A 19,849-nucleotide genomic window follows, 5' to 3' on the forward strand; every position below is an offset into this window, starting at 1 on the left:
GATAGCTACGCGTAGCCTAGCACGGTCGATTGCTGCGCTCGCACACGAGATCACGTAGGCAGCGCGCTCGACCTGCCGCAACCGGAATCTCCCATCGCGCAAACGGTCTATACTGGAATATCGCCCTTTTTTTCGGGGGATCAAATGGCTGCCACGCAATCAGGGGCGACGCCCCTCTCCGATCAGGACGCTCGGCGGCAGTTACGCCGCGCCGTCATCGCCAGCACGATTGGCACTACGATCGAATGGTATGACTTCTTCCTCTACAGTACGGTCACCGGCCTGGTTTTCGCGAAGCTGTATTTTCCCGGATCAGACCCACTCGTCGGCACACTGCAAGCTTTCCTGATTTACGCCGTCGGCTTTATAGCGAGGCCGGTTGGCGCGGCTATTTTCGGCCACTACGGCGATCGCATCGGACGTAAAGCCACGCTCATCGTCACGCTGTTGCTGATGGGATTCGCCACGTTTGCCGTGGCCTTTGTTCCGACCTATGCGACGATCGGCATCTGGGGCGCCGTCGCGCTCACGGTGCTGCGTTTCATCCAGGGCGTGGGCGTCGGCGGCGAATGGGGTGGCTCGGTCCTGATGTCGATGGAATGGGCGCGCACCAACGCGCACCGCGGCTTCGTCGCCTCCTGGCCGCAGTTCGGGGTGCCGGCGGGACTGTTCCTGGCCAATCTCGCCGTGCTGGCCATGAGCGAGATCTCCGGCAGTGCTTTCCTGACGTGGGGCTGGCGCGTTCCCTTCTTTCTCAGCATCGTACTGGTCGCGATCGGCCTCTACATCCGCCTGAATATTCTCGAGACGCCGATCTTCGCGCGGCTCCTCGCCGAACACAAGATCGAGAAGACGCCGATGCTCGAGGTATTGCGCCGCCAGCCGAAAGACATCCTTCTCTCGGCCTTTGCGCGCATGGCGGAACAGGCACCGTTCTACATTTTCACGGCCTTCGTCTTCACTTATGGCGTCACGACGCTGGGCGTGACACGCGACCTGCTGCTGACGGCGGTGCTGGCGGCTTCCGTGCTGGAATTCGTCACCATCCCGCTGTTTGGCCATGTGTCCGATCTGATCGGGCGGCGGCGGATGTACATGATCGGTGCCGCCGCTGTCGGTGTATTCGGCTTCCTCTATTTCGGCATGGTGGACACCAGGAATCCAATGTGGATCTTTGCGGCCATCGTGCTCTCGCTGGTACCGCATTCGATGATGTATGGTCCGCAAGCTGCATTGATCGCCGAATCGTTCACGGGGCGGCTGCGTTACAGCGGGGCGTCCATGGGCTACCAGTTGGCTTCGGTCATTGCAGGCGGCCCCGCGCCGCTGATTGCGACCGCGCTCTTCGCTTACTATCATTCGGGCTATGCGATCGCCGGCTATGTGCTGGTGTGCTCGGTGCTCAGCCTGATCGCCGCTTCGCGGCTGGGTGACTACACGAACAAAGACATCTCGCAGGAATACGACGATGCGCGGACGATGGGCGATAGCGGGCACGCCACTCCAGCCGCATGATTAGTCGGCTTGCCGCGGCTTCCATCAATAGGCCGCGGTCAGAGCGGGTCGGGCCGGCCCGGCCCGGGTTCGCATTGCCTGTCTTCATTCCCACCACGCCAATTCCCGCTACCTCTGGTCCTACATGCCTCGACAACATCCGCGGGCGCGCGACCTGACCGGTGCCTCATTGCGTCCATTGGCCAGATTGCCAGCGTGCCCCGTGCCATGCCCGACACAATGTTCCTTCACATGCGTCGAATCCGATCAGGCGTTTCGGTCATATCTTACGGCGACCTGATCATAGAACCTCGCCTCTCCCAATCGTACATTTGAGCCACCGGAATGCTAGGTCAGCCGCCTGCCTTCAGGCCGGTAGATGAACGCTCACGGCCCCGCCGCATGACGATCCATATTGGGAGAAATGCTATGAATGCAGTATCGCGACTCACCGACCGCGATCGTTACGCGCGGTGCATTCGCGCTTCGAAGATGGTCAGTTGGGACATCGACCGTGACGTGATTCGAGGCCGCACTTTTGACACGTCGCAGAAGTATCTGCCAGACGGGCTCTCACTGGCTCCGAATTTCATCACGCTCTCGGATAGCGAGAAGCGCTTTGTCAGCCAGATTCAGGGACGCACGTATGCCAACGTGTTCGGACTGGTGGAGCGCTTCATCAACGCCAAGGTGCTGGAGGTCAGCCGCGACTATTGGCTCGGCGACCAGGTGGCGCTCGAGGCGCTGGTCCGCTTTAGCGACGAGGAGCTTAAACATCAGGCGCTGTTTCGCCGCATCGACATGCTGGTCGGTGAAACGCTGCCCGCTGGCTATCGCTTCAACGTCGACCCTGATGCCATTGCCGCCGTGGTCCTCGGCAAGAGCACCTGGGCCGTGCTGGCGCTGACGCTGCATATCGAACTGTTCACGCAGCTTCACTATCGCCATAGCATTGACCCAGACGGTCAGCTTTCCGAACTATTCAAGAATGTATTCCTTTACCACTGGAAGGAGGAGAGTCAACACGCCATTCTCGACGAGCTCGAATGGGAACGTCATGACGCCACTGTCACGGCCAACGATCGCGACAAGGCTGTTGACGAGTTCATCGAACTGGTCGTCGCGATCGACGGCATTCTGCAGGCGCAGGCCGTAGCCGACGCGCGTTACTTCGTGGCCAACTGCGGCCGCGCGGTCTATGAAGCGGAAACGCTGTCGATCGAAGCGAATTTCCTCGAGGCCTACCGGTGGCAATACATTCACTCGGGTGTACGTCACCCTCATTTCAGGGAGGTGCTTTATAGCCTTATTTCCGAAGACCAGGCCATGCGCATCCAGACTGCGCTCGCCACCCTGCAATAAGACTTTCTGAAGCTGAACAACCCACGTTTGTAGAGGAGATGGAACATGAATGCCAATGCACAGACCCATGAAACTAACATCGTCAACGGCCTCAACGTCGACGACCTGTTCTCCCTGATCGAAGGCGTCAAGGGCGATGCGTCGAAAGCCAACACCAGTTGGCGCGTTGCCACGACCTGGAAGGGCCAGGCCCGGAGTCACTCCGAGGTAAAGGGGTTCGCGATCGGCGGGCAGGACGTGTCGCGTCGATTCACGATCGATATCGATGAACCTCTCGAACTCGGCGGCTCGAACCAGTTCGCCAATCCTCAGGAGCATCTGATCGCGGCGCTGAACGCTTGCATGACGGTGGGTTACGTGGCGCAGTGCGCTGTTCGCGGAATCACGCTCCAATCTCTCGAGATTGAAACGGAGGGCGACATCGACCTTAGAGGCTTTCTTGGGCTCGACCCGAAGGTGGCAAACGGTTACGAGAGCCTGCGTTATACCGTTCGTATCAAGGGCAGCGGTACCAGGGAACAGTTCGCCGAAATCCACGACGCTGTCATGGCCACTTCTCCCAACTTCTACAATCTGGCGAATGCCGTCTCCTTGAAACCCACGCTTGTGATCGGGTGAGCTTCGCGATGTAGGGCGGCGCGACTGGAATCGTCTCTGTCGCACCGCCTTCCAACTGTGGATCGCCAACTCAGCTGTCCGGTGAACGGTCATACGCGTTCACCGACGCTCACCGGTTTCAACTTTTCGGCACGTGTTCAGGCTTGAAGTTACTCGACGAAATCCGTCGCTGCGGAAGAGCCTTTCCAGGCGTCGACATCGTGCTGGACCGCCGCGGTCTTTTGCGCCGCCAGTTCGTTCGCAATCTTGCCGGCGAACAGGTGCAACGGGGGCTCTGTTACATCCACGGCCTGGATGATCAGCAGGGCCAGCTTGTCCGGGTCGCCTGCCTGACGACCGTGCAGCGTGCCGAGATGCAGATCGAGCGATGCCTTGGCCTCGGTATATTCGTCGATCTGCCGTTCGGCTACCGCTAGCGCGCCACTCGACAAAAACTCCGTGCGCACCGGCCCCGGATACACCACCGTTGCCTTGATGCCGAACTCGGCCACCTCGGCGGCCAGCGACTCCGTCAGGCCGGCGATGGCGAACTTGCTCGCCACATAGCTGCCCCAGCCGGCGTAGCCGCCCTGGAAACCCACGATCGAAGCGATATTGATCACGTGCCCGCCGCGCTCGGCACGCAGGTGCGGAAGCGCATGCCGCAGCACCGTCAGCGGGGCGAACAGGTTGATGTCGAAGTTTTGCCGAAGCTCCTCGTCGGAAAGCCCTTCAACGGTGCCCTGTTGCGCATAGCCGGCGTTGTTGACGACCACATCGATCTTGCCGAAGGTTTCGATCGTCCTGGCGATAGCGGATCGCACGCTCTGGTCGTCGGTGAGATCCACTTGCAGAGGAAGAAACTGCCCGGAAGCCGGGCCGATCGCTTCGGTCAGCGACGCTACGGTTCGCGAGGTCGCCGCGACGCGATCGCCGCCCGCGAGGAGTTGCCGTACGAGTCGTTGGCCGACGCCTTTCGACGCGCCGGTGACAAACCAGATTTTTGCAGACTTGCTCATGATGATGTCCTTTGATAGATCAGTCATGCGAAATTAATGGAGGCCAATTGTTTAAAGGAACTCGGCCATGAATCACTTGAGCGCCACGCTCATTCCGCCATCGGCCATCACCACCGCGCCGACGATATAGCTGGCTTTATCGGAAGCCAGGAAGGCGATCACTTCGGCGATTTCCTGCGGATCGGCCGCCCGTTTGATCGGCGCGCTCTTGCCGTGCGCGGCGAGAAAAGCCGGCCCGTCTTCGTGGATGTGGTTCGTGATGTTCGTCACCGCATCGCCCGATCCGACCGCATTGACGCGAATGCCGTGATCGATCGCTTCGAGCGACATGGCGCGCGTCAACTGGGCGAGCGCGCCTTTCGACGCCGCATAAGCGGCGATCAGCGGAAACGCCTGATAACACGCATATGAGCCCACGTTGACGATCGCGCCCGTCTTCGCCGGCATCATCGCGCGCATTGCCTCGCGCGAGAAAAGGAACGCGCCGGTGGAATTGACTGCCTGAATGCCGTTCCAGTCGTCGAGCGTCATGTCAATGACCGGCTTGTTGATGATGATGGCCGCGTTGTTGACCAGAATGTCCAGCCGCCCAAAGCGTTCTGTCGCTGTCGACACCGCACGCACCGCGCTTTCTTCATGCGCGACGTCGGCGATGAGCGGCACGATCCCCGGCTGGGCCAACGCTTCGACATTGGCGCCACGATCGACGGCGATCACGGTGGCGCCTTGGCCGTGCAGTAGCTCGGTGGTGGCGAGTCCGATGCCGCTAGCCGCGCCAGTGACGATGGCGACCTTGCCGGCGAACATTTGGTCTGTGGATGCAGATGAGGTCATGATGAATTTCTCCTGGGGGAAGGGGATGGTTAGAAAGGACTTGCCGTCGGACGCACGACGAGTTCGCTCACGTCGACATCCGCCGGCTGCTCGATCGCATAGGCGACTGCGCGCGCAATGGCGTCGGAGGTCAACGCGATCCGGCGGAAGTCACGCATTGCGGCCCGCGCCGTTTCGTCGGAGATCGATTCGGCCAACTCCGACTCCACGACGCCCGGGCAGATCACGGTCACGCGAATCTTGTCGGTTTCCTGCCGCAAGCCATCCGAGATGGCGCGCACGGCGAATTTGGTGGCGCAGTACACGGCGGCCGTCGGCGTGACGGCCAGCCCGCCGATCGAGGACATATTGATGATCTGGCCGAACCCCTGGCGCTCCATGGTCGGCAGTACCGCGGCGATGCCGTGCAACACGCCGCGCACGTTCACGTCGATCATGCGATTCCACTCGTCCACTTTGAGCGAGCTCAAAGGCGACAAAGGCATCACGCCGGCGTTGTTGACGATCACGTCGATACGGCCGAAGGTGTCTAGCGCGAACTGGGCGAAAGCGTTCACGTCGGCGGCGGACGTGACGTCGAGTGCTCGATAATGAACCGAGCCGCCGCTCGCCTGGATTGTTTCGGCCAGCGCCGCGAGTCGTTCGGTGCGCCGTGCGCCGATCACGAGCTGATGCCCCTGGGCAGCGAGCAGCCGAACCGTTGCTTCGCCGATACCGCTGCTTGCCCCGGTGATGAGGATGACCTTGGGTTGGTTGGTTTGCGTTGTCATGGTGCGTTCTCCGTTCCGATAGTTCGTGCAGGTTTTGTCCGAGGGGCGCCGCGAAGGCCGTACATCAGGAAGCAGGGCAATCGCGGCGGCGTCTCTCTCGAGACCTTCGGCAGCACTGTGCAACCGATGACCCATCTTATGAGCCGGCCACCTGCGTGCGAATACACGCGACAATGGCGGTATTGCCTATTCCTATCGACGTGGGTTGTTGCCCGTTGATCGAGTCCGGCGGAATCGCTTAACCTGACCTCGCAAAAAAAGGAGTTCTCGTGACCGTTGCCGACAACCCGGTTTCCACAAGAATGGTGAGCCTGCTTGGGCGTCTGGCGCCGAATGAGGGGTACACCCAGTCCGCACTGGAATCGGTGCGGTTCATGCGCTCGAACCGGCCGCTGGGGCGCACGCCCGTGCTGTACGAACCCAGCATCGTGATCGTGTGCCAGGGGCGCAAGCTGGGCTTTCTGGGCGAAGAGGTGTACGTCTACGATGCGCAGCACTACCTGATTCTGTCGGTACCGCTGCCGTTTTCGACGGAAACCGAGGCGAGCGAGTCCGAGCCGATGCTGGCCGTGTCGCTGCGGCTCGATCTCACCGATCTGACCGACCTGATTCTGGCGATCGATCAAGCGGCGTGCCAGCAGCAAGGCACGCCGCTTGGGATCGTCTCCACGCCGCTGGAGGGCGATCTTGCCGACGCTACGTTACGCCTGCTACGGGCGCTGAGCTCGCCGCTCGATGCCCAGGTGCTCGGGCCGGCAATCGTGCGCGAAATCTGCTATCGGGTCCTGGTGGGGGAGCGTGGTGCGGCGATGCGAGCGGCGCTCGCCCATCAAGGCCGCTTCGGCAGGGTGGCCAAGGCGCTGCGGCGGATCCACACGGACTTTGCCGAGCCACTCGATGTCAGCCGTCTCGCCGACGAAGCCGGCATGAGCGTGCCGGCTTTTCACGCCAATTTTCGGGCCGTCACGCAGACCTCTCCGATCCAGTACATCAAGTCGACGCGGCTTCATCAAGCGCGCCTCATGATGATCCGCGACGGCTTGACTGCCGCGTCCGCGTCGGCGCGAGTCGGCTATGAGAGCCCGTCGCAGTTCAGCCGCGAATTCAAGCGGTTTTTTGGACGCTCGCCGGTGGACGAGGCTCGGGACATGCGAGCGTCTTTCGCGCTTTCGCCCGCCGCGAAGATCGACGATTTTGTCGCGTCTCACTGATAGCCGGCTTCACCCATGCTGCGCGCGAGTTGCGGCGCTCAGACCGGGCACCGGCGCTGAGCACAAAGGCAACGGCAACGGAGGATGACGCTAGCTGCGGTAATCGGATTTCGGGTCGTCGATCAGACGGAGCGCGGCTTGCCACGCCAGCTCCGCGATTTCCGCCGAATCCTCGCGATCGAACTGGCTCGCGGTCAGTTCACACACTTCGCGCGGCGGGATGCGCAAGGCGCTGCCGCCGGCCAATGCCTGAATCTGCGCCTGGCAGGCACGTTCGAGGAAGTAGATCTCATGGAATGCTTCGGCGGCCGTGGCGCCTGCGGCCAGCAATCCGTGATTGCGCAGGATCATCGCCTTGCAGGTGCCGAGATCGCGGACCAGACGTTCGCGTTCGCCGAGTTCCAGCGCGATGCCTTCGTAATCGTGGTAGCCGAGCTTGCCGTAGAACTTCAAGGCATGCTGGCTGATCGGCAGCAGCCCTTGTTCCTGAGCGGATACAGCGGTTCCGGCGGCCGTGTGCGTGTGGATCACGAAATGCAGGTCGTCCCGCGCGGCGTGAATCGCCGAGTGGATCGTGAAACCCGCGGCGTTCACGCGGAACAATGCGGGCTCGGTTTGCGCGCGCTCGTCGACGACCTTGCCCTGATGATCGATCTTCACCAGATCCGAAGCGCGCATCTCGTGGAACAGGACACCATAGCGATTGATCAGGAAGGCGGCTGACTCACCCGGCGCGCTCGGCAGACGCGCGGTAATGTGCGTGTCGATCATGTCCGTCATGCGGAAATGCGCGACGAGCCGGTAAAGCGCGGCCAGTTCCTCCCGCACATGCTGCTCGCTATCGGATTGCGTGCTGCGTGCTGCGCGCGATTCCGGCGCTGGGTCGGATAATTGGGTCGTTTGCATTTGAGAAGGCTCCGAGGTTCGCACTTGCAGTCGCGTGCGTAATGTTCGCTGGCGGCGAGACGGGTTGGCAAGCGTCGCGGCTTCGGTAAACAATACGCCGTTATCGTCGGCGAGGACCAGTCCCTTGGGCCGTACCATGCTCGCGCATGGTCTCGCGCCTTTATCGGAAGCCAAAAACAACGGGGCGAATGATCTCCGATAAAAAAGGAACTCGCCCAAAAAGAAAAACGCCCCGCAGGGCGTTTTTCAAGAACCTCGATCCAGCAGGAAACTCGCGTTCCCCGCTGAGAGAGACCCGCTTAGAACTTGTGACGGATACCGACGCGGAACGCCAACTGGTTGTCCGAACCCGTGCCCGACGTGTTGAAGTAGCTCGTGCTCGAACCGATCTGCGCTTGCACATCGCCCGTTGCCGCGTTGTGGCCCGAAGCGATCTGGTAGATACCCAGTGCATACACGTCCGTACGCTTGCTCAGCGCGTAGTCGACGCTCAGGTCCACCTGGTTCCAGTGGCCCGTGTTCGCGTTGCTCAGGTGCATGTACGTGTAGCCCGCGCCTGCCGTCAGAGCCGGCGTGAACGCGTACTTCGCGCCTGCTTCATAGGCGGCGAACGTCGTCGAACCACCCGTGATCGGCTCGAAGCGCGTGTTCGTGTACAACGCCCACAGCGTCGCTGCGCCGATCGAGTAACGGCCGCCGACGCCGAACGTGCGCAGATCGCGCACCGTGCCGGTCGTCACGTTGGCCATCGCCGTCGAGAAGGCCGGCGTTGCCTGACCCGGGAAGCGGATGTCCGTGTAAGCCGCGCCGACGCCGAACGGGCCGTTGGCGTAGTTCACGCCGAAGCTATAAGCACGCGACGAACCGGCGGTCGTGCCGACCGTCGGTGCGCCGGCAAATGCGCCTGCCTGGTTCGAGAAGCCGTACATCGCGCCGAAGGTCAGGCCCGCGAAATTCGCGCTGCTGAACTTGACTGCGTTGTTGATACGGCTCGACGTCAACTGGTCGACGTCGTTGATGTGGTAAGCGTAGTTACCCGCGACGGTCTGGCCGCCGGTCGAGTAGTTGCCGCCCAGATAGTCCGTCGAAAACGAGTACTGGCGACCGAACGTCAGCGAGCCGATGCCGTCCTTCGACAGACCGACATAAGCTTGACGGCCGAACAGCGCGCCGCCCTGGCCGAGCGTGCCGTTGCCGCTGTTAAAGCCGCTTTCCAGGACGAACAGCGCCTTCAGGCCGCCACCCAGATCTTCCGTGCCGCGCAGGCCCCAACGGCTGCCTTGCGAAACGCCGTCGTCGTACTTGAAGAGGTTGTCGTGACCCGTTGCGGTCTTCGAGTTGTTCACGTAGCTGATACCGGCATCGATCAAGCCATACAGCGTGACGCTGCTTTGCGCGTGGGCGGCGGTGGCGAAGACGGCGAGAGTAGCGGCGGTCAATACTTTCTTGTTCAAGACTTTCTCCGATTAAAAATTAAGCGATCGCGGCGCCGAACTCTTTGGTCAGGTCGTGCGATGGCCCGAAATTTAAGGGAACGCAGAGTAAGGTATGTGACAGCATGGGTTATTTTTGAAATCTGTCGCGCCGGCGCGACACTCACATGGCGCCGCCCGCTCAAATCACGCAGGCCATGCGCGTATAAGCTTTTTCCGGATCGTGCATATAAGCGTGTGAAAAACGATTGGTTTCGGGCGCCCCGTCCGCATGCGACGATGCGCGCCTATCAACAAATCACACGTGGGGCAACGCATGCAACGCCGGAGAATCAGCCAGAACCTGCTCGCTATTGCGGCCATTTCGCTGACGGCCACGTTCGCGCACGCGGACGACAAACAACTCAAGATCGGCACGATGAGCGGTCCCGACGCGCAAATCTGGACGGTCGTGACGAAAGTGGCGGCGCGCGAAGGTCTGAGCGTCAAGGTCATCGAATTCAACGACTACGTGCAGCCGAACGCGGCGCTCGACGCGGGCGATCTCGACGCCAATGGTTTTCAGCACCAGCCGTTTCTCGACAGCCAGATCAAGCAGCGCGGCTACAAGATCGTCAACGTCGGCCTGACCTATGTGTCGCCGATGGGCTTCTATTCGAAGAAATTCAAGTCGCTCAGGGACTTGCCGGAAGGCGCGAAGGTCGGCATCCAGAACGATCCGTCGAACGGCAACCGTGCGCTGCTGCTTCTGCAGAAGTACGGCGTGATCAAACTCAAGCCGGGCGTCGGCACGAACGGGGTGAACGCGACGCCGCTCGACGTCGCCGAGAATCCGAAGAAGATCAAGCTGGTCGAACTCGACGCCGCGCAATTGCCGCGCGCGCTCGGCGATCTCAACGCGGCGTCGATCAATACCGACTACGCGGTCAAGGCCGGCCTGCAGCCGACCAAAGACGCGATCGCGATCGAAGACCTCAAAGGCCCGTACGCGAATCTGATCGCGGTGCGCGAGCAGGACCGCAATCAGCCGTGGGTGAAGAAGCTGGTGGCGGCGTACGAGTCGGACGAAGTGCGCAAGTACATCGATACGCAATTCAAAGGCGCGATCATTCCGGCCTTCTGAGCGCGGCTTCGACACACGGAGTGCAAAAGCAGATCGCCCGCTGAAACAGCGGGCGATTTGTCTTTCGGCTCAAGCTTTTACCGGTGCAATGCGCGGCAACGCGGCACCGTCCACGGTTGCGCTTTAGTTGCTCAACAGCGAGCCGCTGCGGAACGCCTTCGCGCCGGCGATGCGCGCGAACTCCAGGCCGGCCGTCGCAAAGCGCGTCAAATGCCGTGCGTACAGCACGCCGGCCACGCTGCTCTTCAGCGTGACGACTTGCTCCGTCAGCGGATCGACGATATCGGCGATCTCATGGCCCACGTCGACCCAGGTGCCCACTTCGCAGCGATACACCAGCACGCCGCTCATCGGCGCGACGATCGGCTCGGCGCCGGCGAGCGGCGTGGCGGCGAATTCGAGCGGCGGCAGCGGGGCGGGCGTACCGTCGATCACGCCACGCGAGGTCAGGTATTCGATGATCGCCTGGGCATCGTGCTCGGCGTACTCGTACGACACTTCGCGCTGGCCGCGCAGTTCGATCGTGACCGAGATCGAGCCGTTCGGAATCGGGAAGCGGTCGCCGTAGCGGCCACGCAGATCCGACCAGCAGAAGCTGTGGATTTCATCGAACGGGTTGCCCACCGAATTGAGCGCGAGCAGCGAGGCCTTGGCATCCAGGTAGCAGGCGAGCGGCTCGACTTCCGGCCACAGATCCGGATTCGTGTAGAGGTGCATCGCGGCTTCCCAGTCGCAGTGCAGATCGAGCACGATGTCGGCGTCGTACGAAAGCTTTTGCAGTGCGAGGCGCTGCGATTCGAGTTCGGTTGCCGGCTGTTGCGCGTCGAGTGCCTCGCGCATGGCCGTACGGATGGCGGTGCGGTTGGCGTCGACGTTGTCGGTCAGGCGCGACTCGATCACCGGCTGCACCAGCGCCGACAGATCGTGGAAATTGCGGTTGAAGTTCTGCGCGGTGTTGGTTTCGAAGCGTCCCGTCAGATGGCCGAGAAAGTGCTGGTTCAGGCCGATCGGATTGGCCACCGGCACGATAACGACTTCGCCGCGAAGCTTGCCGGCGGCTTCCAGCGCGGCCAGCTTGCGGCGCAGCGCCCACGACACCAGCATGCCGGGCAACTCGTCGGCATGCAGCGACGACTGGATGTAGATCTTCTGCCCGCCGCCGGGACCGTAGTGGAAACTCATGAGGTTGCGGGCGGTGCCGAGCGTCGGGGCAATCAGCGGATGGGTTTGGGTTTGCATAGTTTTCAAATCCGCGGCCAGGTAAGGCGTGCCGCGCTATCTCGTTGATAACAGTGGGGAAACTTGCTTGGCGGCCGGTCAGTCTCGGGGCCGGCGGGTGGCGCCTTGCGGGCGCCTCGATCGCACGATCTTAGCCGATATGACGCAGTGTGTGGTTTTATGCGGCGCCGCAAATGAAACGGGCTCCGCATGTGGCGGAGCCCGTTTCGGCAAACCGGCCGGCGCGCCGTCAGACGCGCATGGCTGGTTGAGTTGGCAACTTAGCTGCCGTACACGTCGAAGTCGAAGTACTTCTTCTCGAGCTTCTTGTACGTACCGTCCTTGATGATGTCGGCGATCGCCTTGTCGATCTTCGCCTTCAGATCGGTGTCTTCCTTGCGCATGCCGATGCCCGCGCCGTTGCCGAGGATCTTCGGATCGTCGAGGTTCTTGCCGACGAAGTCGAAGCCGGCGCCGCGCGGCGTCTTCAGGAAGCCGATTTCAGCTTGCACCGCATCTTGCAGCGCTGCGTCCAGACGGCCCGACAGCAAGTCGGCGTAGACCTGGTCCTGGTTCTGATACGGCACGACCTTCGCGCCCTTCGCTTCCCAGTACGTCTTCGCGTAGGTTTCCTGGATCGTGCCTTGTTCCACGCCAACCGTCTTGCCCTTGAGCGAGTCGGCCGTCGGCAGGATGCCCGAACCCTTCTTCGCGACGAGGCGCGTCGGCGTGTTGAACAGCTTGTTCGAGAAGGCGATCTGCTCGGCGCGTTGCGGCGTCATGGACATCGACGACAGCACGCCGTCGAACTTCTTCGCCTTCAGGGCCGGGATCATGCCGTCGAAGTCGTTTTCGACCCACACGCACTTGGCCTTCAGGCGCGCGCAGATCTCATTGCCGAGGTCGATGTCGAAGCCAACGAGCTTGCCGTCCGAGCCCTTCGACTCAAACGGAGGATAGCTGGCGTCAACGCCGAAACGGATGGTCGACCACTCTTTAGCGTGTGCGCCAATCGAGACGGTAGCAAGCAGAGCAACCGTCAAAGCCGCTAGCAGTTTTTTCACTGTTTAACTCCTCGTGTAGTTCAAATACGCCCGCATGCGGTTGTACCGCTGCGAGTCACCCGGCGCGACTCACGACCGGGCTTGGGTTGAAGCTGCCAGCCGGGGCGGCCAGCAGCGCGCGCCAAGCTTATCAGTTCAAAAAGATTGGGTAGCTAGTGAAACACCGGATGGCGCGGGAGGATAGCTTTTAAGGTCCAAGTGTGGTGGAGATTCAAAAGCGGCCGTGATGCGTATTGGATGGAATGGCCGCTCGCCTTGCGCATGTAATCGCGTAGTAATGAAGTTGGCTAATTGCGTCCGTATTGCAGTTCGGCCGAATGACGCGCGATTCAAGCCGCCCGGGCGCGGGCGGACTAAAAACCGGCCATTTACTCTTTATTTACTCCTTACCCAGCGAATCCGCGCGCCCGGCGCCGACCTCACCGCACCACAGTTCGCCCTTGTCCATCATCTGCGCCTCCTGCGCGGACATGCCCGCGCAGGTGCCGCGCATGTCCGGCGTCTCGCGCTCAGTGCGCGCGAGTGCGGCCCGGTTCATTTCGCCCTGAAGCCAACTGCCGAAGCACCCAATCGACCCGGCCGCGACGGCCACCCACATCCACTCTGTTTTGCTCAAGCGCATTGTCTGTTTCTTGTCCGACTCTTCGACTGCCCGCGAGACAGGCCGCGCGACATCCGGCGACGCTGCCGTCGACCGCCGGCGGCGGACACTGGGCAAGAGAGTTTATCGGCGCCGGCGCGGGGTTCTTTAGAGGCGGCCCTCTATCTCCGAATGGCGTTATTGAGCGCGGACAATCGCGCGCTATTCCAGCGTTTGCGCGCGTTTCAATCGATAGGCGGCGAGTTAAAGTTTCCGCATAAAGTGCCGTTAAATGCAGTTGAGCGGCTTTGATGCATCACGTTCGACCGGATATTTTTTCGACTCTGGCTAAGCCAAAAACCAAAAATGGTTTCCTTAGCGCTATCATCGATGCTCCTCGCGCTCCGCTACACGCAGCATCGAGCGCATCTGTCTGAAGAAAGTCACCGAGCACCCCGTCCGCGGATCGAGTCCGCGTGTTTGCGCTCGTCGGAAAGACCTTCTGCTAAACGGTGTTGGTTATGCACATGATGTTGACGGCAGATGAAAAGCGCTTTTGTAAACGATTCTTCCATTCACGAATCGCTGCCGCCTTGGCGCGCGCGCGTTTGTCGTATCGCGGCGTTTGTTCGGGATATTTAACATTTCTGATTGGCGCGGTTATCTGCCTGGGCGTTTGTTTGGCGTCGCCGGTTAAAGCCGAAGAAAAGATTCTGCGCGTGCTGGCATGGCCCGGCTACGCGGACGCCGACGTCGTCAAGAATTTCGAGACGCGTTATCAAGCCAAAGTGGAAGTGACGCTGGTCGATTCCGACGAGGCGCTGTGGGCGCAGATGCACGCCAAACATGCGCCGCCTTTCGACGTGCTCGCCGCCAATACCGCGGAAATCCAGCGCTACACGCAGGCGAATCTGCTCGCGCCGCTCGATCTCGCCAGCTTGCCGAACACCAAAAAGCAATTGCCGCGCTTTCAGGCGCTCGCGTCGATCGGCGGCATCACGTCGGGCGGCAAGGCGTACGCCATTCCGTTCACGTATTCGTCGATGGGCCTGATCTACGACCGCAAGCAGGTCGCCGTGGCGCCGCGCTCCATGCGCGAATTGTGGAATCCGCGCTACCGCGGCAAGGTGCTCGACTTCAACAGCGCGCAGCACAATTTCTCGTTCACGGCGCTGGCGCTCGGCTATCCCCATCCTTTTCAGCTCGATGCCGCGCAGATGCGCGCGATCGCGCACAAGCTCGTCGATCTGCGCCGCAATCTGCTGACCTATTACACGTTGCCCGAGGAGGCGACCGCGTTTTTCATCCAGCACAAGGTTGCGCTGATGTTCGGCAACTACGGCACCCAGCAGGTCGAATTGCTGCGCCGCGCGGGAGCCGACGTCGGCTACGTGATTCCCGACGAAGGCGCGCTCGCGTGGCTGGATTGCTGGTCGATGACGCGCGCGGCGGCCGATCAGCCGCTGGCGCTCGCGTGGATCAATTACATGCTCGAACCGGACGTGAGCGCCTTGCTGACGCAACGCCAGGGACTCGCCAACACGTTGACGGCGCCCGCGGAAAATAGCGATAACGCGCGCATCGTGTGGATCGGCCCGGTCGAAGATATTCAGCGGCGCGAGGACCTGTGGGCCAGAATCGTGTCCGGGGACCGGTCGGAGCGTTTTTGATGATACGCCCGGGGCTGACCTTCAAACTATCCGTGCTGCTTGCATGCATCGGCGTGCTCGCGTCCGGCGCGACCGGCTATTACGCGTATCGCGCCAACCGCACGATGCTCGTGAACGAAGCCGAGCGCAGCCTGCTTACGTCGACGGAATTGCTCGGCCAGCGCTTTTCCACCTCGATCGACGATGTCGCCGCCGACGCGCTCGTGCTCGCAAGCATGCCGTCCACGGCGGAGGTCGCGCAGACCGACGACGGTATCGGCCCGAACGTGGCGCGCGAACGGCTGGCGCAGGTGTATTCCAGTTTCATGGTGCATCACCCCGAGTACCTGCAAGTCCGTCTGATCACGCGCCAGCACTATGGACTCGAACTGGTGCGCTTCGACCGCGACGCCGACGGCCTCGTGCGCGTCGAAGGCAACAAGCTGCAGGAGAAAGGCCAGTTCGCGTACGTGTTCGACACGCTGGCGTTTTCGCCGGGCCGCATCTACACCTCACCGATCTCGGTCAACCACGAGTACGGCACGCATGCCGCGGAGGGCAAGCCGACCTTGCGGGTCGGCACGCCGGTGTCGAACGCCAATGGCGCAGTGGTGGGCGTGATCGTGATCGACATCGATCTGGCGGGTTTGTTCAAGCGCCTGCAAAGCGATTTGCCGAGCGATTATCAGGTCTATCTGGCTAACGAGTGGGGCGATTTCCTCGTTAATCCGGATGTGTCGAAAACCTTCGGCTTCGATCGTGGCCGGCGCGTGCTGATGCAGGACAGTTTCTCCGTCACCAAGCCGCTGTTCGAGCAGACGCAAAGCGAGGTGCTGGTCAACGGCCTTGGGCGGCCACGGCAGGCCGCCGGCCAGGTGCTCGCTTTCGTGCGCAGGCCGTTCGGCGATCTGGAGGGCAACCGCTTCATCGTGCTCGGCCTGGCCAAGCCGCTCGAAGATGTCCTGTCCGGAGCGAATCTGCTTGGCAACAGAATCGTGCGCATGGTGCTGATTTTCAGCGTGCTGGCGCTGTTCCTTGCGGTTCTGTTCGCGCGCGCGCTGACCAAGCCGCTGCACATTCTCGCGTACGCGGCGACGCATCTGTTCGCCGAGCACGCCATGGAAACGCTGCCGCTCAAACGGACCGACGAGATCGGCGTGCTGGCGCGCTGCTTCGACCGGCTGCGCCGCGAAATCAAATCGCAGATGGACGTGTTGCACACCAAGCAACGCGAGCTCGTGCATCTCGCCACGCACGACGTGCTGACCGGACTGCCGAACCGCGTGCTGTTCATGGAGAAGCTCGAAAGCGCAATCGACGAAGCGACGCGGCGCGAGGAAGGGCTGGCCGTGCTGTTCGTCGACCTGGACCGCTTCAAGCAGATCAACGACCAGTTCGGCCATGCCGTCGGCGACAAGGTGCTCGTCGCGGTGGCGCGCCGCTTGAAGCAAGTGCTCTGTTCCGCGGATGTGGTGGCGCGTCTGGGCGGCGACGAGTTCATCGTGCTGATCGAGGGGCCGCGCTCGGCGGAGGCGGCGCCCGCGATTGCCTCGCGGATCATGGCGACGTTGAACGAAGAGCTTCGGGTGGACGGGCAGGGCATGACCGTGGGCGCGAGCATCGGCATCAGCCAGTTCCCCGACGACAGCGGCACGGCCGAGGAGTTGCTGCTCAACGCCGACGCCGCGATGTACGCGGCCAAATCCGGCGGACGCTGCGCCTATATGCGCTATCACGTCGTGCTCGAAATGCGCCGCCGCGAACAGCTCGAGCAGGCGCACGCGCAGGCAGACGTAGGCGTAACGGAAGGGCGCGAGGCCAAGCCGACGGCCTGATGCGCCTGTTACGCTTGAGCTGCACGCCCAGCTTTGCTGGCTGCTTGCCGGTTGCTTGCCGGTTGCTTTCTAATTGCTTTCCGATCGCGCTGCCTGCTGCTCTCTCCCCAGCAAAACCGCGAGGCAACTTTGCCTCGATCCTCGCTTTGCCGAGCGTCGAAGCAATCGTTTGCGCCGATCTTGAGGCAAGTCTTTTTGATTTTCGGCGAAGCGTTTCCGCGATATCAACTTTGCCGCGGGCCTGCCGAAAACTCCGATATAGCAACGGATTTGACGGGAGATTGCCGTGAAGCGACAGATAGGGTTGTTGGCTGCCGTTTTCGCGTTCGCCGGGTGCGCCCAGATGCCTCCGCCGACTGCGGCCCATACGGACAAGGCGCCGAACGAAGTGATCAGTTTCGACATTCCGCCCGACGCGCTCGGCGCGCGCGATCCGCAACTCAGCGCCGTGCTCGCCAAAGCGGGCGCGTTGGCCGCCGCGCAGCCGCAGTCCACCGTCGTTCTCGTGACCGCGCTGGGGCAGGATTTTGCGTACCTGAATCAGGCGGTATGGAAGGGCGTGCCCGCACAGCGCACGGCCCGCGTGAACTTCGAGAACCGCACCGCCGGAGTGGGTCAACCGTATAGCGTGTCGATCAGGACGGTTCAATGATGGAGGGTACTGTGACGGTTCGCATCATTTTGCTGGCGCTGGCCGCGCTTCTGAGCGCGCCGGCCTTTGCCGGCCAGCCGGGCGCGGACCTGCAATCCGCCGGCGCATTTCCCGCAGCATTTCCCGCCGCGGCGGACAAGGTTTATCCGCCGTTGCCGTCGCTCGCCATGCTTCCGCCTCCGCCCGCAACCGACGACGACTTGCCGCTCAAACCGGCTACGCGTCGAAAGAAGCCGCATGGGGCGGTTCAGACGCAGGAGCGCAGAAGTCCGCCGGGCCCGGTCGTGCGCATCGTCGTGTCCGACGCCTCGCGTGCCTATCTCGACTCCGTGCAACGACAGATCGATCAGGCGTTGGCCAGTAAATCGGGCGGCGACCCGACGCTCGCCACTCTTTATCACTAACTAGCGGAAGGATGCGTCATGTCCTTGAAGATCTTCCTTATTGCGCTCGCCTGCCTGTCGGTGTGCGGCGTCGCGCAAGCGGCCGACGATTGCTTCAACGAAGCCGCGGCGTATCAGGGCGTCAACCCGTGGGTGCTGCGCGCGCTTGCGTGGTACGAATCGAAGGGCGACGCGAGCGCGATACGCCAGAACGCAAATGGTTCGATCGACGTGGGTCAGCTGCAGATCAACTCGATTCACTTCGACGACCTGGCGCGCGAAGGCGTGCCGCATCGCGCGCTGATCGATCCGTGCGTGAACGTGTACGTGGCCGCCTGGCTGCTGAAACAGAAGATGGTCAAGCACGGCAATACGTGGCGCGCGATCGGCGCTTACCACTCGGAAACGCCAAAGCAGCGCGATGCGTATGCGCGTGGGATTCAGAAGGTGCTGGTGGCGTGGGGGCAACTGCCGTCCACGCCATGAGGATGCTCGCGAGCCGCGCATCGCGAGCCCGGCGAGCAATAAAAGCCCTATAAAAAAGCCTTCAAACGATCCGTGCCCCGCCGCGATACGTCGCGCGCGGCACCGGCAGCTTATCGAGCATCGTCACGCGCACGAAGTCCCCGCGCAAACCCGCTTCGATCGCGCCGCGGTCGTGCAAACCGGCGCTGCGCGCCGGTTCGGCGGAGACCGTCGCCATCGCGCGCGGCAAGGTCCAGCCGGCTTTGTCGACCAGTTCGAAGACGGCGGTCATCAGGCTCGACGGCACGTAATCCGACGAAAGGATATCGAGCAAGCCGGCTCGCGCCAGTTCGAGCGCCGATACGTTGCCCGAATGCGAGCCGCCGCGCACGATGTTCGGCGCGCCCATGATGGTCGAAATGCCGTGTGCGCGCGCGGCCTCGGCGGCGATGCGGGTGGTCGGGAATTCGGCGAGCACGATGCCTTCCTCCTTGGCCTGCTCGACGTGTTCGATCAGCGTGTCGTCGTGGCTCGCCACCGGAATGCCGAGGCGGTTGCAGCGCGCGACGATCTCGCGGCGGTGCGTATCGGCGTAACGCGCCTGTTCGACCGACAGTTCGGCGAGCGCGGTCGCGACGTGTTCGTCGCTCAGCTTGCCGTTGCGTTCCTGGAAGCGGCGCCATTGCTCGCGGTCGTGCCACTGACGCTGACCCGGCGTGTGATCCATCACCGAGGCGAGCCGCAGCAACGGATGCGCGCACAGCGAGTCGAACACTTCCACGACGTCGGCGGTGGCGATTTCACAGCGCAGATGCAGGAAGTGTTCGGCGCGCAGCAGCTTGCGCTCGGAAAACCGTGTGAGCGATGCGGCGCATTGCGTCTGCAAGTCGCGGCCCCGCAGCCCCACGTTCGTGCGCGAGCCGATGGCGAGCGCATCGAACACCGTGGTGATGCCGGCCGCGGCCACTTGCGCGTCGTGGATCACGAAGGCGGCATCCGTATTCCATTGCACGCCCGGACGCGGCGCGAGATGCTTCTCCAGATTGTCCGTGTGCAGTTCGATCAGACCGGGCAACAGATAGTCGCCGTCCCAATCTTCGGCTTCGCGCGCGCTGGTCGTGCCGCGCTCGACGTCGCGAATCACGCCGTCTTCGACGCGTAGCACGCCGGTGAATACTTCGTCTCGCGTCACGATGCGAGCGTTCCTGATCAACATCGACTTGCTCCGTAGTCAGTCAGACTTGAGTGTGGCTG

At 62.2% G+C, this 19,849-nt stretch carries 19 protein-coding genes; 10 read left to right on the plus strand and 9 right to left on the minus strand.

The features are described 5' to 3' along the window. Positions 1–144 precede the first annotated feature (144 nt). From B0G74_RS38725 to B0G74_RS38735, 3 genes are all read left to right on the plus strand, one after another. A complete protein-coding gene (locus tag B0G74_RS38725) occupies positions 145–1,515 on the plus strand; it encodes an MFS transporter (RefSeq protein ID WP_132382202.1) in 1,371 nt (456 codons plus the stop codon). 408 nt (positions 1,516–1,923) lie between these two features. Beyond that, on the plus strand, positions 1,924–2,856 hold the full coding sequence (locus B0G74_RS38730) for a hypothetical protein (RefSeq protein ID WP_132382204.1): 933 nt from the start codon (positions 1,924–1,926) through the stop codon (positions 2,854–2,856). A 45-nt stretch (positions 2,857–2,901) separates the two neighbouring features. Further along, positions 2,902–3,474: an OsmC family protein gene (locus B0G74_RS38735; RefSeq protein ID WP_132382206.1), complete on the plus strand. Its 573-nt coding sequence runs from the start codon at positions 2,902–2,904 to the stop codon at positions 3,472–3,474. Positions 3,475–3,623: 149 nt separating this feature from the next. On the opposite strand, the gene B0G74_RS38740 is transcribed toward B0G74_RS38735, so the two are convergent. The 3 genes from B0G74_RS38740 to B0G74_RS38750 form a co-directional block, all read right to left on the minus strand. Beyond that, a complete protein-coding gene (locus tag B0G74_RS38740; protein ID WP_132382208.1) occupies positions 3,624–4,472 on the minus strand; it encodes an SDR family oxidoreductase in 849 nt (282 codons plus the stop codon). Between the two features lie 72 nt (positions 4,473–4,544). Beyond that, positions 4,545–5,306 carry an SDR family oxidoreductase gene (locus B0G74_RS38745; RefSeq protein WP_132382210.1) on the minus strand — a complete coding sequence of 254 codons (762 nt, stop codon included), beginning with the start codon at positions 5,304–5,306 and terminating at the stop codon, positions 4,545–4,547. Positions 5,307–5,335: 29 nt separating this feature from the next. After that, positions 5,336–6,076 (minus strand): SDR family oxidoreductase, encoded by a 741-nt coding sequence (locus B0G74_RS38750; protein WP_132382212.1) that lies wholly within the window; start codon positions 6,074–6,076, stop codon positions 5,336–5,338. Between the two features lie 269 nt (positions 6,077–6,345). On the opposite strand from B0G74_RS38750, the gene B0G74_RS38755 reads away from it, so the two are divergent. Continuing rightward, positions 6,346–7,287 carry an AraC family transcriptional regulator gene (locus B0G74_RS38755; RefSeq protein WP_132382214.1) on the plus strand — a complete coding sequence of 314 codons (942 nt, stop codon included), beginning with the start codon at positions 6,346–6,348 and terminating at the stop codon, positions 7,285–7,287. A gap of 90 nt (positions 7,288–7,377) precedes the next feature. Here B0G74_RS38755 and B0G74_RS38760 read toward each other — a convergent pair whose 3' ends face one another. Then, complete coding sequence (locus tag B0G74_RS38760; RefSeq protein WP_132382216.1) at positions 7,378–8,193, minus strand: class II aldolase/adducin family protein; 816 nt, start codon at positions 8,191–8,193, stop codon at positions 7,378–7,380. 299 nt (positions 8,194–8,492) lie between these two features. Then, the gene (locus B0G74_RS38765; RefSeq protein WP_132382218.1) at positions 8,493–9,647 is read right to left on the minus strand and encodes a porin; all 1,155 of its coding nucleotides are present in this window, start codon (positions 9,645–9,647) and stop codon (positions 8,493–8,495) included. Between the two features lie 295 nt (positions 9,648–9,942). On the opposite strand from B0G74_RS38765, the gene B0G74_RS38770 reads away from it, so the two are divergent. Next, positions 9,943–10,749 carry a MetQ/NlpA family lipoprotein gene (locus B0G74_RS38770; protein ID WP_132382220.1) on the plus strand — a complete coding sequence of 269 codons (807 nt, stop codon included), beginning with the start codon at positions 9,943–9,945 and terminating at the stop codon, positions 10,747–10,749. Between the two features lie 123 nt (positions 10,750–10,872). Here B0G74_RS38770 and B0G74_RS38775 read toward each other — a convergent pair whose 3' ends face one another. The 3 genes from B0G74_RS38775 to B0G74_RS38785 form a co-directional block, all read right to left on the minus strand. After that, positions 10,873–11,988 (minus strand): succinylglutamate desuccinylase/aspartoacylase family protein, encoded by a 1,116-nt coding sequence (locus B0G74_RS38775; protein ID WP_132382222.1) that lies wholly within the window; start codon positions 11,986–11,988, stop codon positions 10,873–10,875. Between the two features lie 260 nt (positions 11,989–12,248). Continuing rightward, the gene (locus B0G74_RS38780) at positions 12,249–13,031 is read right to left on the minus strand and encodes an ABC transporter substrate-binding protein (protein ID WP_132382224.1); all 783 of its coding nucleotides are present in this window, start codon (positions 13,029–13,031) and stop codon (positions 12,249–12,251) included. A gap of 379 nt (positions 13,032–13,410) precedes the next feature. Next, positions 13,411–13,653 (minus strand): hypothetical protein, encoded by a 243-nt coding sequence (locus B0G74_RS38785; RefSeq protein ID WP_132382226.1) that lies wholly within the window; start codon positions 13,651–13,653, stop codon positions 13,411–13,413. A gap of 479 nt (positions 13,654–14,132) precedes the next feature. On the opposite strand from B0G74_RS38785, the gene B0G74_RS38790 reads away from it, so the two are divergent. The 5 genes from B0G74_RS38790 to B0G74_RS38810 all read left to right on the plus strand — a co-directional run bounded on the left by B0G74_RS38790 (position 14,133) and on the right by B0G74_RS38810 (position 18,616). Continuing rightward, positions 14,133–15,281: an extracellular solute-binding protein gene (locus B0G74_RS38790; RefSeq protein ID WP_132382228.1), complete on the plus strand. Its 1,149-nt coding sequence runs from the start codon at positions 14,133–14,135 to the stop codon at positions 15,279–15,281. Then, positions 15,281–17,095, plus strand: coding sequence for a sensor domain-containing diguanylate cyclase (locus tag B0G74_RS38795; RefSeq protein ID WP_132382230.1), 1,815 nt, complete (start codon positions 15,281–15,283; stop codon positions 17,093–17,095). The genes B0G74_RS38790 and B0G74_RS38795 overlap by 1 nt, the downstream gene beginning before the upstream one ends. Before the next feature lie 343 nt (positions 17,096–17,438). Beyond that, a complete protein-coding gene (locus B0G74_RS38800) occupies positions 17,439–17,747 on the plus strand; it encodes a hypothetical protein (RefSeq protein WP_132382232.1) in 309 nt (102 codons plus the stop codon). Continuing rightward, on the plus strand, positions 17,744–18,151 hold the full coding sequence (locus tag B0G74_RS38805; RefSeq protein WP_243658525.1) for a hypothetical protein: 408 nt from the start codon (positions 17,744–17,746) through the stop codon (positions 18,149–18,151). Before B0G74_RS38800 ends, B0G74_RS38805 begins: the two co-directional genes overlap by 4 nt. Positions 18,152–18,169: 18 nt before the next feature. Next, positions 18,170–18,616 (plus strand): lytic transglycosylase domain-containing protein, encoded by a 447-nt coding sequence (locus B0G74_RS38810; protein ID WP_132382234.1) that lies wholly within the window; start codon positions 18,170–18,172, stop codon positions 18,614–18,616. 61 nt (positions 18,617–18,677) lie between these two features. On the opposite strand, the gene B0G74_RS38815 is transcribed toward B0G74_RS38810, so the two are convergent. Then, positions 18,678–19,811 carry an alpha-D-ribose 1-methylphosphonate 5-triphosphate diphosphatase gene (locus B0G74_RS38815; RefSeq protein WP_132382236.1) on the minus strand — a complete coding sequence of 378 codons (1,134 nt, stop codon included), beginning with the start codon at positions 19,809–19,811 and terminating at the stop codon, positions 18,678–18,680. Positions 19,812–19,849: the final 38 nt, after the last annotated feature.

It is taken from the genome of Paraburkholderia sp. BL9I2N2 (genome assembly GCF_004339745.1).
In the GTDB taxonomy this organism is placed as follows: Bacteria; Pseudomonadota; Gammaproteobacteria; order Burkholderiales; family Burkholderiaceae; genus Paraburkholderia.

Excerpts from the sequence above, each read along its gene's own strand:
- B0G74_RS38800 (WP_132382232.1), top strand. The coding sequence starts at position 17,439 with ATGCCTCCGCCGACTGCGGCCCATACGGACAAGGCGCCGAACGAAGTG.
- B0G74_RS38795 (WP_132382230.1), top strand. The coding sequence starts at position 15,281 with ATGATACGCCCGGGGCTGACCTTCAAACTATCCGTGCTGCTTGCATGC.
- B0G74_RS38760 (WP_132382216.1), bottom strand. The coding sequence starts at position 8,193 with ATGCAAACGACCCAATTATCCGACCCAGCGCCGGAATCGCGCGCAGCA.
- B0G74_RS38730 (WP_132382204.1), top strand. The coding sequence starts at position 1,924 with ATGAATGCAGTATCGCGACTCACCGACCGCGATCGTTACGCGCGGTGC.
- B0G74_RS38740 (WP_132382208.1), bottom strand. The coding sequence starts at position 4,472 with ATGAGCAAGTCTGCAAAAATCTGGTTTGTCACCGGCGCGTCGAAAGGC.
- B0G74_RS38750 (WP_132382212.1), bottom strand. The coding sequence starts at position 6,076 with ATGACAACGCAAACCAACCAACCCAAGGTCATCCTCATCACCGGGGCA.
- B0G74_RS38785 (WP_132382226.1), bottom strand. The coding sequence starts at position 13,653 with ATGCGCTTGAGCAAAACAGAGTGGATGTGGGTGGCCGTCGCGGCCGGG.
- B0G74_RS38770 (WP_132382220.1), top strand. The coding sequence starts at position 9,943 with ATGCAACGCCGGAGAATCAGCCAGAACCTGCTCGCTATTGCGGCCATT.
- B0G74_RS38745 (WP_132382210.1), bottom strand. The coding sequence starts at position 5,306 with ATGACCTCATCTGCATCCACAGACCAAATGTTCGCCGGCAAGGTCGCC.
- B0G74_RS38815 (WP_132382236.1), bottom strand. The coding sequence starts at position 19,811 with ATGTTGATCAGGAACGCTCGCATCGTGACGCGAGACGAAGTATTCACC.
- B0G74_RS38790 (WP_132382228.1), top strand. The coding sequence starts at position 14,133 with ATGCACATGATGTTGACGGCAGATGAAAAGCGCTTTTGTAAACGATTC.
- B0G74_RS38735 (WP_132382206.1), top strand. The coding sequence starts at position 2,902 with ATGAATGCCAATGCACAGACCCATGAAACTAACATCGTCAACGGCCTC.
- B0G74_RS38775 (WP_132382222.1), bottom strand. The coding sequence starts at position 11,988 with ATGCAAACCCAAACCCATCCGCTGATTGCCCCGACGCTCGGCACCGCC.
- B0G74_RS38810 (WP_132382234.1), top strand. The coding sequence starts at position 18,170 with ATGTCCTTGAAGATCTTCCTTATTGCGCTCGCCTGCCTGTCGGTGTGC.
- B0G74_RS38725 (WP_132382202.1), top strand. The coding sequence starts at position 145 with ATGGCTGCCACGCAATCAGGGGCGACGCCCCTCTCCGATCAGGACGCT.
- B0G74_RS38805 (WP_243658525.1), top strand. The coding sequence starts at position 17,744 with ATGATGGAGGGTACTGTGACGGTTCGCATCATTTTGCTGGCGCTGGCC.